The sequence below is a fragment of the Novosphingobium sp. 63-713 genome (assembly GCF_001898925.1).
Classification (GTDB): Bacteria; Pseudomonadota; Alphaproteobacteria; order Sphingomonadales; family Sphingomonadaceae; genus Novosphingobium.
Map to the genome: position 1 here is coordinate 105,416 of NZ_MKVS01000006.1, position 12,145 is coordinate 117,560.

Consider the following 12,145-nt stretch of genomic DNA (forward strand, 5'->3'; position numbering starts at 1 on the left):
ATAGCGAATAGAATCGTGCACATCCCCAAGAATATCCGAAAATAATGCGCCAAGACCGCGACTCAGCCGCCTTGCGCAAATCCCCGCTTGTCTGATTCCCCGCCCCTTGGCAGAGCGAATCCAGCCCTTTGGCGCGCCCCCTCCGCCTTCGCGCCTACCAGGATCAGGAGACGATCATGTTCCGTCAGATTTCCCAGCGTGTCTGGGCCAGCCCGCAGATCAGCCTTGCCGATGTCGATGCCGCCGCCGCGCAGGGCATCACCCTCATCATCAACAACCGCCCCGAAGGCGAAAGCGACGACCAGACGCCGGGCGACGCCATCGCGCAGGCCGCCGCCGCCGCGGGTATGGGCTATGTCGCCATCCCCGTCACCCATGCCGGTTTCAGCCAGGCTCAGGTGTCCGCCATGGCCGAGGCGCTCAAGGGCGACGGCAAAATCCTGGCCTACTGCCGGTCGGGCACGCGTTCGACACTGCTCTGGTCGCTGGCGCAGGCCAGCCTCGGCGCGGACCTTGACGAGGTCACCGCGCAGGCCGCCTCGGCCGGCTATGACGTCAGCCCGGTGCGCCCGCTGATGGACATGCTGGCCGCGCAGGCCGGTTGAACCACCACCGATATCCAAACGCGAAAAGGCCGGAGCCCACCGCTCCGGCCTTTTCCATATCCTCGATCTGCGCATAAAAAATGGGCCGGAGCGGCTGGCTCCGGCCCTTTGTAAGTTTGTCGTTCGCAGGAGGAACATCGGTAGGCGGGACCGGGGAGGAGGAGAGGGAGGAGATCCCCGGCCCCGCCAAACTTTTGAAACTTAGTAGTTGTAGGCGCGTTCGCCGTGCTCGGTGATGTCGAGGCCTTCGCGCTCGGCTTCTTCCGAGGGACGCAGACCGATGGTCTTGTCCAGAGCGAAGAACAGGATCGCCGAACCACCGCCCGAGAGCACCAGCGTCAGGACGACAGCCTTGATCTGGGTGATGACCTGGGCAACCATGTCATAGGTGCCGGCCTTCGAGGGGAACACGGTGTAATCAACCCAGCCCTGGCCGCCCAGCGAGGGGTCGGCGACGATGCCGGTGCCGATGGCGCCGACGATACCGCCGATGCAGTGCACGCCGAAAACGTCGAGCGTATCGTCATACTTGAGCTTGTTCTTCACGGTCGAGACGAAGAAGAAGCAGATCGGCGAAACCACCAGGCCCAGCACGATCGAGGTCATCGGAGCGGCAAAGCCCGAGGCCGGCGTAATGGCCACCAGACCGGCCACAGCACCCGAAGCAGCGCCCAGCATCGAGGGCTTGCCATGCTTGACCTGTTCCACCAGCGACCAGCTGACAGCGGCAGCGGCGGTGGCGACGAAGGTGTTGATAAAGGCGAGCGAGGCCAGACCATTGGCTTCCAGGTTCGAACCGGCGTTGAAGCCGAACCAACCAACCCACAGCAGCGAGGCGCCGATCATGGTCATGGTCAGCGAGTGCGGCGGGGTGGCTTCCTTGCCAAAGCCCACGCGCTTGCCGATCACGAGGCAGCCGACGAGACCGGCAATACCGGCGTTGATGTGCACCACGGTGCCGCCCGCAAAGTCCAGAGCGCCAAGACCATAGAGATAGCCGGCGTCAGACGTGTTGGCCGACAGGAAGTCGGGACCAGCGAAATACCACACCATGTGGGCCATCGGGAAATAGATGAAGGTCAGCCACAGCACCGTGAAGATGATCAGCGGCGTGAACTTCACGCGTTCCGCAAAGGCGCCCACGATCAGCGCCGGCGTGATGCAGGCGAAGGTCATCTGGAAGATGACATAGGTGTATTCGGGCAGATAGACGTTGTTCGAGAAAGTGGCCGCATAGGTGCTGGCCGAAACGCCCATCAGAAACGCCTTGGAGAAGCCGCCGACAAAGGGCGAACCGCCGGTAAAGGCCATCGAATAGCCCCAGCAGACCCACACCAGGGCCGCCACCGAAACGATCATGAACACCTGCATCAGCACGCTGAGCATGTTCTTGGTGCGGACCAGACCGCCGTAAAACAGCGCCAGAGCGGGGATGCTCATCAGCAGCACCAGCACCGAGGACATCAGCATCCAGGTGTTGTCGCCCTTGTTGACCATGGTGGCCATCTGTTCGGCAGTCGGCGCCTTGATCGGCGCTGCCTGCGCAAAAGCGGTGGTGGCGGCAAAGAGCGATGCGCCCAAAGCCCCAGCGCCGCAAATCATCTTGCGGATCATAGTGGGTTCACTCCTAAGGCTAGCGCCGCTCACAGAGCGGTATCCCCGGTTTCACCGGTGCGGATGCGGACGGCCGAGGCCAGATCAAGCACGAAGATCTTGCCATCGCCGATGGCTTCGGTGCTGGCGGCCTGTTGGATGGTTTCGACCACGCGCGGCGCCAGTTCGTCGCTGGCGGCGATCTCGATCTTCACCTTGGGCAGCATGTTGGTCGAATATTCGGCACCGCGATAGATCTCGGTTTGCCCTTTTTGCCGACCAAAGCCCTTCACTTCGGACACCGTCAGACCGGCGACCCCAAGTGCGCCGAGGGCTTCACGCACCTCGTCGAGCTTGAACGGCTTGATGATGGCGATGATGAACTTCATGCCTATCCCCTATTAGCCAACCGGCCCAGCGCCGGTATGCCACATACCTAGCAAGGGGTGTGCCAATTTAGGGTTTTTTGAGATTCGCAGGGATTCGCCAAGGCGATTGCCCCGTCTGGTGGTTAATCAGGCCCGGCCTGCGCCCGATTCCTATGCATCTGCTCAAAAATTAGGCAGCGTTTTGGAGGCAAAAGCCGTCAAACATCCCGCACGCGCAAAAAACAGGCGCGCCGGAACTTATGTCCCGACGCGCCTGTCGAAACCGCAAAAGCGGGTAATGCCCTTACCGCTCCTTGGTCGCGGAAAAGGTCAGCTCGGGGTTGCGCTCCTGCTGATAGGACACATCCCACGACGATCGCGCCATGAACACCGGATCACCATCGCGGTCCTTGGCCAGATTGGCGCGGTTGAATTCGGCAAAGTCGGACAGCGCCTTGGCATCGCCCTTCACCCAGCGCGCCGTATCGAAAGGCGCGGGCTCCAGCATGGCGCCTACCTTATATTCAGCCTCCAGTCGCGAAATCAGCACGTCGAGCTGAAGCTGGCCCACCACGCCCACGATCCACTGGCCACCGATTTCGGGATAGAAGACCTGAATCACGCCCTCTTCGCTCAGATCATCGAGAGCCTTGCGGAGTTGCTTGGTCTTGGTCGGGTCCTTGAGCTGAACGCGGCGCAGGATTTCCGGCGCGAAATTGGGCAGGCCGGTAAAGCGCACCTTGTTCGTTTCCGACAAAGTATCGCCCACGCGCAAAGTGCCATGGTTGGGAATGCCGATGATATCGCCGGGCTGGGCCTCATCGGCAATCTCGCGGTCCTGCGCAAAGAACAGGATCGGCGAATGCACCGCAATCGGCTTGCCCAACGCGGATGGCGTCAGCTTCATCCCGCGCTTGAATGTGCCCGAAACCAGACGCATGAAAGCGATGCGGTCGCGGTGCATCGGGTCCATATTGGCCTGCACCTTGAAAATGAAGCCCGTCACCTCATTGCCCGACGGATCGATCACACCCGCTTCGCTGGGCTGCGGGCGCGGAGGGGGCGCGATGCGGGCGATGGCCTCGATCAATTCGGCCACACCGAAATTCTTCAGCGCCGAGCCAAAGAACACCGGCGTCAGATCGCCATGCCGATAGGCCTCAAGATTAAATTCGGGATAGCCCGCCTGACCCAGCTCGATCTCCTCGGCAAATTCCTCCGGCACCGGCTCATGATCGACCTTGCCCAGAAATTCGCGGCTGTCGCCCTCGGGGCGGCTGATACGCCCGCTGTTCAGGTCAAGGATGCCCTCAAACGTGCCGCCCATGCCGACGGGCCAGCTTTGCGGCGAAACGTCCAGCGCCAGCGCATCGGCCACCTCGTCCAGAATCTCGAACACCGGGCGGCCTTCGCGGTCCACCTTGTTGACGAAGGTGATGATCGGCACATTGCGCATCCGGCACACTTCAAACAGCTTGCGCGTCTGCGGCTCGATACCCTTGGCCGCATCGATCACCATGATCGCCGAATCGACCGCCGTCAGCGTGCGATAGGTATCCTCGGAAAAATCCTCGTGGCCCGGCGTGTCGAGCAGGTTGAAGGTGATATGCCCCAGCCCTTCAAACTCGCGGGCAAAGGTCATGACCGAGGAGGTCACCGAAATCCCGCGCTGCTGTTCGATCTTCATCCAGTCAGACCGGGCACGCCGCGCCGCGCCGCGCGCCTTCACCTCGCCCGCCAAGTGAATCGCGCCGCCGTTCAGCAACAGCTTTTCGGTCAGCGTGGTCTTGCCCGCGTCAGGGTGCGAGATGATGGCAAAGGTGCGGCGGGTGGCAAAGGCGTCAGTCATGCGCGCGCGCTTACATGGCGGCGGGCTTTTCGTCTATCCCGCGCTTGCGCGCTTGGCGCCTATCCCGCGCTTACACGCACATCCATGCGGAAGCTGCGGCTTTCACCCGGCGGCAACAGGACAATCCCCGGCTTCTGGCCAATCTCTCCGTCAAAGCCGAGCGGGTCCGCATAGCCCGCCCATGGCTCGATGCACAGATAATGCGCGCCCGGCACCTGCCACAGGCCAAGGTCGGGGCTGTCGGGAAAGGCAATATCGAGCGCGGGGCCTTGCGGAGAGGTATAGCGCAAGGCGCGGCTGGCCAGCCCGGTCCAAACCATCGCATCGGCCTCAAACAGAGTTTCATGCAGCGCCAGTTCGCGCCCCGCCACCGGCGTCGCCTCGCCGCCCGGCAGCAATTCGCCCGTGGCCTTGCTGAGGCGGCGGATCTGCTCGGGCTCATCCTTTTCAAAGATGATGTGGTGGGCGGTTTTTTCGCCTCCACCCGGCAAAGGCCAGGCAAAGGCCGGATGATAGCCAAAGCTGAAAGGCATCACCGCCTCGCCGCGATTATGCACCGTGGCGGCCATATGCAGCGCCCCGCCATGCAAGCGAAACGCCATCTCCAGCCGGAAAGCGAAGGGGTAAACCGCCCGCGTCGCCTCGCTGTCCTCCAGCGCGAACGTCACCGCATCCTCGCTCCGGGCGGCAATCGCAAACCGGCTGCGCCGCGCGAAACCGTGGCGCGGCAGGGTATATTCGCGCCCCTCATGCCGAAACGCATCGCCCCGCAGCGCGCCGATGATCGGAAAGAGCAAAGGCGCATGGCCCGTCCAATAGGCCGGATCGACATCGGTCATATATTCCCGCCCCGCCCCATCGCGCAGCGATTGCAGTTCGGCGCCCAGCGGATGGATCAAGGCGCGCCATTCGCCCGAAACAAGGCTCACCAGTTCTTCGCTCACACCATTCCCCATCCGGCCAACAAAAAAGGCGCTGCGAGAATGCCCGCAGCGCCCTTTTCTTTCAACCCCTTGGCGTTCAACCGCGCAGAACCGCGCCCTGCTTGGCCGCCGCCGCCGTCACCTTGTCGGCAATGGCCTTCAGGTCGGCGTCATTATAGCTCTTTTCCGCAGGCTGCAGCGTGACCTCGATGGCCAGCGACTTCTGGCCCTCGGGCACGCCCTGCCCCCGGAAATCGTCGAAGACGCGCGCAGCGATGATATTCGCCTTGTCCGCGCCCTTCACCGCGCGCAGCAGGTCGCCCGCAGGCAAATCGGCGCGAACGAGGAAGGCGAAATCGCGCTTCACCGCCTGCAGGGCCGGGGGCGCATAATTGACGCGAGCGAAACCAGCGGCCCCCTTCTTGCCCGGAATGGCATCGAGGAAAATTTCCGCCACCGCCACCGGACCATCGAGATCAAACGCCTTGGCCGTGGTGGGGTGCAACATGCCGAAACGCGCCAACACATTCTTGGGCCCCAACCGCAAGGTCGCCGACTGGCCGGGGTGGAACTGCGCCCCTGCCTCGCCCATGATCTGGAGGTTATCCACCGGCGCGCCCGCCTCGGCCAGCAAGGCCAGCGCCTCGGCCTTGGCGTCGAAAGCGTCGAACGCCTGCGCCTTGCCCGTCGCCCAGCCGCGCGGGGTCTTGTCCCCCGCCAGCACCACAGCCAGCGTCAGCCGTTCCGCACCCTTGCCATTGGCATCGCGCAAATAGCGGCGACCGATTTCAAACAGGCGCAGCGAGGAGCCCCCACGCGCCAGATTGCGCTTGGCCGCGCTCAGCAGACCCGGGATCAGGCTGGGACGCATGACTTTCAGGTCTTCGCTGATCGGATTGGCCAGACGCCAGAGCACGCCTTCAGCAAAATGCTCCGCCTCACCCTCAGGCAGGAACGACCACGTAATCGCCTCGTTCAGCCCGCGCGCGGCAGCAGCACGGCGAAGGCGGCGCTCTTGGCGTTGCACCGGGGTCGCGGTCGGCTTGGCCACGCCATCCTCACGCGGCAAAGGCACGCTCTCGATCCCGTCGAGGCCGTGGATACGCACCACTTCCTCAACAATATCGGCCGCGCCATCGACATCCGGGCGCCATCCCGGCACGGTCACGGCCCAGTCATCGCCCACCGTAAAGCCCAGCGCGGCAAGGATGCGCTTCTGCTCATCGCCCGCAATCTCCACGCCGCCCAGCTTGGTCACCAGCGCAGGATCAAAAGCCACGGTCTTGGGCGTGGCGGGCGCAGCACCGGCGCGCACCACTTCGGATGCCTCGCCGCCGCAGATCTCGAGGATCAGGCCCGTCAGCAGATCAAGCCCGGTGTCAAGGAAAGCCGGGTCCACCCCGCGCTCAAACCGCGCGCGGGCGTCAGAGGTCAGGTTCAGCGCGCGACCCGTGGCGGCAATCCGCTCGGGCGTGAAATAGGCGATTTCGAGCAGGACATCGGCGGTGTCATCGCTGCAACCCGAATGCTCGCCGCCCATGATCCCGGCAATGTCATGCACGCCCGCCGCATCGGCGATTACAGTCATGCTCTCGTTCAGATCATAGGTCTTGCCATTGAGCGCAAGGCATTGCTCGCCCGCAACCGCGCGGCGGGCCACGACCGCGCCCGACAGCTTAGCCAGATCATAGGCATGGGCCGGGCGGCCATAGGTCAGCATCACATAATTGGTGATGTCGACCAGCGCCGAAATCGGCCGCTGGCCAGCAGCCTTGAGCGCAGCCTGCAGCCATTCCGGGCTGGGGCCATTCTTCACGCCCTTGATGGTGCGGCCATAAAAGGCGGGGCAGCCATCCTCATCCTCGGTGCGGATTTCAACCGGGCAGGCATAGGAACCGGCAATCCCCGGCGCGGCGATGGGCTTGAGAAAGCCCAGACCAGCCGCGGCCAGATCGCGCGCGATGCCATAGACGCCCATGCAATCAGGACGGTTGGGCGTGACCGAAATGTCGAACACCGGATCGGCGCCGTGATATTCTGCGAAAGCGGTGCCGACCGGAGCGTCTTCGGGCAATTCTATGATGCCGTCATGGCCCTCGCCCAATTCCAGTTCGCGCATCGAACACATCATGCCGTTCGATTCGACGCTGCGCACGGCGGCAACCTTGAGCACCATGCCATTGGCGGGCACCACAGCCCCCGGCAGGCCCAGCACGCCGACCAATCCGGCCCGCGCATTGGGCGCGCCGCAGACCACCTGCAAGGGCGCGCCCTCGCCGGTATCGACGCTCAGCACCTGCAGCTTGTCGGCATTGGGATGACGCTCGGCGGTCAGGATGCGCGCAACGCGAAAGCCCTTCAGCTTTTCCGCCGGGTCCTCGATGCCTTCGACTTCAAGGCCGATGGCGTTCAGCTTGCCCGCGATCTGTTCAACAGTCGCTTCGGTTTCCAGATGGGCTTTCAGCCACGAGAGAGAGAATTTCATGCGGAAGCCCCTTATGCCTGTACGCCAACGCCGCCCGAAAGGGTCGGCACATCAAGGCCGGAAAAGCCGTAATGGCCCAACCAGCGCGCATCGCCATCAAAGAAGGCCCGCAAATCGTTCATCCCATATTTCAGCATGGCGAGGCGATCGACGCCCACGCCAAAGGCAAAACCCTGCCACTGATCCGGATCATAACCGCCCGCGGTCAGCACATGGCGATTGACCATGCCGGACCCCAGCAGCTCCATCCACGCATGGCCCGGCGCATCGCCCGAACCACCCACCACGCGGCGGCCGTCGACATAGGAATAGCCGGTGTCGACCTCGACGCTGGGTTCGGTGAAGGGGAAATAGGACGGGCGCAGGCGCAGCACGATATCGTCCCGCTCAAAAAACGCCTTGAGCATGGTTTCCAGCGTCCATTTCAGATGCGCCAGCGTGATGTCCTTGCCGATCACCAGGCCTTCGACCTGATGGAACATCGGCGTATGGGTGGCATCGGAATCGCTGCGATAGACGCGGCCCGGCGCGATGATGCGCAAGGGCTTGTCGCCGCCCGCGGCCAGCATCGCGCGGATCTGCACCGGGCTGGTATGCGTGCGCAGCACCATGTCCTGCTCGGTTTCATAACCGCTGGCGGCCTTGTCTATATAGAAGGTGTCATGCATCGCGCGCGCCGGATGGCTTTCGGGCATGTTGAGCGCGGTGAAATTGTGCCAGTCGTCCTCGATCTCCGGCCCGGTGGCGACGGCAAAGCCCAGATCGGCAAAGATCTCGGCCAGTTCGTCCATCACTTGGCTGACGGGATGCACGCTGCCACGGGCGCTTTCCGGCGCGGGCAGGGTCAGATCGACCGTCTCGGCGGCGAGCCTGGCCTCCAGCGCGGCAGCTTCCAGAGCGGCCTTCTTGTCGGCCAGCGCATTCGTCACGCCTTCGCGCAGCGCATGAATCTTGGGCCCCGTGGTCTGGCGCTCCTCCGGACTCATCCCGCCCAGCGTTTTGAGCAGGCCCGAGATCGAACCCTGCTTGCCCAGAAACGCCACGCGCAGCGCCTCCAGCGCGTCCAGATCCTGCGCCTTTGCAATGCTGTCGAGCGCCTGTGCGCCGAGACTTTCGTAATCCATGCTCTGTCCGTCTGCTGATGGGCGCGCCGGCATCGGGCCATGCGCCAGCACCCTCTAGGGCGGCGCGGCGTCAAGATCAACCGCGCCTAACCGCGCGGCGTCAAGATGAGCAGCGCCCCAGCCGCGCGCCGTCCGGCCCGTCCAGCGCCTGCACCGCCGCGCCCGCAATCCGCGCCCGTTCGCGCACAAAGGCCTCGATGATCGGATGCGGCATCCGGGCGTATTCGCGCGGGGTCATGCCCATGAACTGGCGAAACTCACGCACGAATTGCGCCTGATCGTGATAATGCCCGTCCAGCGCCCCGATCCATTTCAGCGAGGGGTCAAGCATGAACTGGGCAAGGCTGCGCATGAAACGCTGGCGGCGCAGCAGATATTTGGGGCCAAAGCCGAAGGATTGTTGGCACAGGCGCTCGACCGTGCGGGCGCTCGCCCCGGCGCGGCGCGCCATTTCGGCCACACTGGACACCGCCGGGTCGATCATGGCCGCATGGATCGCCTGAACCCTTTGATCATCGCCCGCGCCGTCGGATGGCCATTCGGCAAAGAAGCGGCCGATCCGCGCCAATTCGCCCTCGACATCCGGCTCCGGCCCGAAAATCGCCTCGGCCAGCGGCATGAAGGGCGCAAAGCCATCATGGTCGGCCCCGTCCAGCACCGCATCGGCCAGTTCCGCCGCAGGCAGGCCGACAAATCGCGCCCAGCCCAGCGGCAACAGGCCCACGCCCCAGATCCTGCATGGCCCGACCTCGAAACGCACCGCATGGCCGCTCGGGCCTGTCACCGCGAAATGGCAATCGGCAATGCCCATGCCCCGCGTATTGTGCGCGGCCAGCGGCCCGCCCGAGGAAAAGCGCAGATTGGCCCATTCGGGATGCAGATAATCAACCACGCGCTCGCCGGGCGCGAGATCGATCTCGGCCAGATAGAAACTCGTAAAGTAGCGGGCCAATTCCGCCGGCGGGGCAAAGAACCTGGCCCGGACCGATGATCCGCGCGTCAATGGCATCCCTTGTCTCTTGGCCTCATCTTTTGGCCTTATCTTTATTGCGAACCTTGGCGCCATGCATGACGCATCGATGATGTGAAGGCAAGTTCACCTCTGGACGCAGGGCAACAAAAAAGGCGCGGGAGAAATCCCCCCGCGCCCTTTCTGTCCAATCGGCCTGCGCGCTTACGCGGCGGGCAGAGCAGCCTTGGCCTGAGCCAGAACAGCCGAGAACACGGCCGCTTCGTTCAGCGCCAGATCGGCCAGCGACTTGCGGTCCAGTTGGATGCCAGCCAGCTTGATGCCGTTGATGAACTGCGAATAGGTCAGGCCTTCGGCGCGAACCGCAGCGTTGATACGCTGGATCCACAGAGCGCGGAAGGTACGCTTCTTGACCTTGCGGTCGCGGTAAGCGTACTGGCCGGCCTTTTCAACGGCCTGACGAGCAACGCGGATCGTATTCTTGCGACGACCGCGGTAACCCTTGGCCTGTTCCAGAATATTCTTGTGCTTGGCGCGGGTGGTAACACCCCTTTTGACACGTGCCATAACTCAGTAACTCCTCAGTTCAGCCCGTAGGGCGCCCACTTCTTGATCACCTTCGCGTCCGCGTCGGAGATCACCTCGGTGCCACGGTTCTGACGGATGTACTTCGAATTATGGCTGATCAAACGGTGACGCTTGCCAGCGACGCCATGCTTGACCTTACCGGTGGCGGTGATCTTGAAGCGCTTCTTCACACCGCTCTTGGTCTTCATCTTGGGCATTTTCATCTCCTTGATCTAGCGGTCCGTCCCGCTTGCCGTGGCAGCCCTTGATGGCCAGGCAGGCGAGCGAATCTGCCTTGCGACAAATCCTCCGAACCGGTTGAAGGGGCGGCCCTTAGGGGCATCGCCGGGCAAATGCAAGCGCCTTGGCCGATCTGCTGCGGGCGGCGGAGATATTTGCGGGCGGCGCGAGTTAGGCGCCATAGGCTCGCCGCCCCCGGCGCGCCGCCAGCCAGACGCGAAAATCGCCACAGGCGATCCGACATGCCCCGCGCGGCAAAGGTCCGCGCCAGATATAGGCACAGGCGGTGACCTTGCCCAACTTCACCGTCCCGCGCCGGTATTCGCGCCCTTCATAGGCATCTATCCGGGCCAGCGCCCGCGCATCGAAACGCGGCCCGGCGCGATGGACCATGCCCCGCACCACCCCCGCACCCGGCAGCAGCGCCGGATACCACCCCGCCGGATCGGGCACCGCATAGAGCCGCCCGCGCGCACTGGCCGCGCGGCCCTTGTCCAGCAAGGCATGGGCCGCCCGTTCATGCCGGTTGCCCATGCCCGCCATCAATGTTCCATAGAAGAAGAAGTGCAGGCTCAATGCTCGTGGTGGTGATCATGGGTACAGGCCAGCGCCTCGACCGCATCATCCTGCCGCGCCGGATCGCCCAGCGCCAGCACATGGCCGGTCGACCCGGCATGCAGCGGATCGCCGTTCCAGTCGCACATCAGGCCGCCCGCGCCCTCGACCACCGGCACCAGCGCCGCCCAGTCATGCAGCTTGAGCCCCGCCTCGCACACGATGTCGAGATGGCCGCTGGCCAGCATCGCGTAATTATAGCAGTCGCCGCCCATCACCATCCGGCGATAATCGGTCTTGGCGGCCAGACCCATGAAATGCTCGCCCTCATGGTCGCTGAAATAATGCGGGCCGGTGGTGGCGATGGTGGCGTCGGACAATTCGCGGCAACGGCGGGTGCTGACCGGCTGGCCATTGAACGTCGTCTTGCGGCCCGATGCGCCCACCCAGCGCTCGCCCGCAATCGGCTGGTCGATCACGCCCAGCACCGGCCAGCCCTCGATCACCAGCGCGATCAGCGTGCCGAAGATCGCGCGGCCCGCAAGGAACCCCGCCGTACCGTCAATCGGGTCCAGCACCCAACTGCGCCCCGATGTTCCGGCCGTCACGCCATATTCCTCGCCGATGATCGTGTCATCGGGACGCTCGGCGCGCAGGATCGCGCGCATGGCCTCTTCGGCGGCCTGATCGGCCAGAGTGACGGGACTGGCGTCTTCCTTGCGCTCGGAGGCCACGCCGGACCGGAAATAGGGGCGGATCGCCGCGCCCGCCGCATCGGCAAGACGTTGGGCCAGTGCAATGTCAGCATCGAGGTTCAGTTTCATGGCGCCGCTTGTGCCTTTGCCCATGGGTTGCGGTCAAGCCGC

Annotated in this window: 12 protein-coding genes; 1 reads left to right on the top strand and 11 read right to left on the bottom strand. The window is 63.9% G+C overall.

Translation table 11 applies throughout. From position 1 onward, the window contains the following. Window positions 1–176 precede the first annotated feature (176 nt). A complete protein-coding gene (locus BGP00_RS04930; RefSeq protein ID WP_292692971.1) occupies window positions 177–605 on the top strand; it encodes a TIGR01244 family sulfur transferase in 429 nt (142 codons plus the stop codon). Between the two features lie 201 nt (window positions 606–806). On the opposite strand, the gene BGP00_RS04935 is transcribed toward BGP00_RS04930, so the two are convergent. The 11 genes from BGP00_RS04935 to BGP00_RS04985 all read right to left on the bottom strand — a co-directional run bounded on the left by BGP00_RS04935 (window position 807) and on the right by BGP00_RS04985 (window position 12,097). After that, the gene (locus BGP00_RS04935) at window positions 807–2,219 is read right to left on the bottom strand and encodes an ammonium transporter (protein WP_168602999.1); all 1,413 of its coding nucleotides are present in this window, start codon (window positions 2,217–2,219) and stop codon (window positions 807–809) included. Between the two features lie 29 nt (window positions 2,220–2,248). Further along, the gene (locus tag BGP00_RS04940; protein ID WP_168603000.1) at window positions 2,249–2,587 is read right to left on the bottom strand and encodes a P-II family nitrogen regulator; all 339 of its coding nucleotides are present in this window, start codon (window positions 2,585–2,587) and stop codon (window positions 2,249–2,251) included. 283 nt (window positions 2,588–2,870) lie between these two features. Continuing rightward, window positions 2,871–4,415: a peptide chain release factor 3 gene (locus tag BGP00_RS04945; protein WP_292692966.1), complete on the bottom strand. Its 1,545-nt coding sequence runs from the start codon at window positions 4,413–4,415 to the stop codon at window positions 2,871–2,873. A gap of 59 nt (window positions 4,416–4,474) precedes the next feature. Then, window positions 4,475–5,359, bottom strand: coding sequence for an aldose 1-epimerase family protein (locus tag BGP00_RS04950; RefSeq protein ID WP_292692963.1), 885 nt, complete (start codon window positions 5,357–5,359; stop codon window positions 4,475–4,477). 76 nt (window positions 5,360–5,435) lie between these two features. Further along, window positions 5,436–7,823 (bottom strand): phenylalanine--tRNA ligase subunit beta, encoded by a 2,388-nt coding sequence (gene pheT / locus BGP00_RS04955; protein WP_292692960.1) that lies wholly within the window; start codon window positions 7,821–7,823, stop codon window positions 5,436–5,438. An 11-nt stretch (window positions 7,824–7,834) separates the two neighbouring features. Next, complete coding sequence (gene pheS, locus BGP00_RS04960) at window positions 7,835–8,947, bottom strand: phenylalanine--tRNA ligase subunit alpha (protein WP_292692959.1); 1,113 nt, start codon at window positions 8,945–8,947, stop codon at window positions 7,835–7,837. A 100-nt stretch (window positions 8,948–9,047) separates the two neighbouring features. After that, a complete protein-coding gene (locus BGP00_RS04965; protein WP_292692957.1) occupies window positions 9,048–9,899 on the bottom strand; it encodes a helix-turn-helix domain-containing protein in 852 nt (283 codons plus the stop codon). A 222-nt stretch (window positions 9,900–10,121) separates the two neighbouring features. After that, the gene (gene rplT, locus BGP00_RS04970; protein WP_168603006.1) at window positions 10,122–10,484 is read right to left on the bottom strand and encodes a 50S ribosomal protein L20; all 363 of its coding nucleotides are present in this window, start codon (window positions 10,482–10,484) and stop codon (window positions 10,122–10,124) included. Between the two features lie 14 nt (window positions 10,485–10,498). Continuing rightward, the gene (gene rpmI / locus BGP00_RS04975; RefSeq protein ID WP_168603007.1) at window positions 10,499–10,702 is read right to left on the bottom strand and encodes a 50S ribosomal protein L35; all 204 of its coding nucleotides are present in this window, start codon (window positions 10,700–10,702) and stop codon (window positions 10,499–10,501) included. Window positions 10,703–10,895: 193 nt separating this feature from the next. Then, window positions 10,896–11,300 (bottom strand): gamma-glutamylcyclotransferase family protein, encoded by a 405-nt coding sequence (locus tag BGP00_RS04980; protein ID WP_292692955.1) that lies wholly within the window; start codon window positions 11,298–11,300, stop codon window positions 10,896–10,898. Further along, complete coding sequence (locus tag BGP00_RS04985) at window positions 11,297–12,097, bottom strand: inositol monophosphatase family protein (protein ID WP_292693151.1); 801 nt, start codon at window positions 12,095–12,097, stop codon at window positions 11,297–11,299. Before BGP00_RS04985 ends, BGP00_RS04980 begins: the two co-directional genes overlap by 4 nt. Window positions 12,098–12,145 lie beyond the last annotated feature (48 nt).

Bases quoted from the DNA above. Each gene is read 5' to 3' on its own strand.
- rplT (WP_168603006.1), bottom strand. From the start codon at position 10,484: ATGGCACGTGTCAAAAGGGGTGTTACCACCCGCGCCAAGCACAAGAAT.
- pheT (WP_292692960.1), bottom strand. From the start codon at position 7,823: ATGAAATTCTCTCTCTCGTGGCTGAAAGCCCATCTGGAAACCGAAGCG.
- BGP00_RS04935 (WP_168602999.1), bottom strand. From the start codon at position 2,219: ATGATCCGCAAGATGATTTGCGGCGCTGGGGCTTTGGGCGCATCGCTC.
- BGP00_RS04945 (WP_292692966.1), bottom strand. From the start codon at position 4,415: ATGACTGACGCCTTTGCCACCCGCCGCACCTTTGCCATCATCTCGCAC.
- BGP00_RS04940 (WP_168603000.1), bottom strand. From the start codon at position 2,587: ATGAAGTTCATCATCGCCATCATCAAGCCGTTCAAGCTCGACGAGGTG.
- BGP00_RS04930 (WP_292692971.1), top strand. From the start codon at position 177: ATGTTCCGTCAGATTTCCCAGCGTGTCTGGGCCAGCCCGCAGATCAGC.
- pheS (WP_292692959.1), bottom strand. From the start codon at position 8,947: ATGGATTACGAAAGTCTCGGCGCACAGGCGCTCGACAGCATTGCAAAG.
- rpmI (WP_168603007.1), bottom strand. From the start codon at position 10,702: ATGCCCAAGATGAAGACCAAGAGCGGTGTGAAGAAGCGCTTCAAGATC.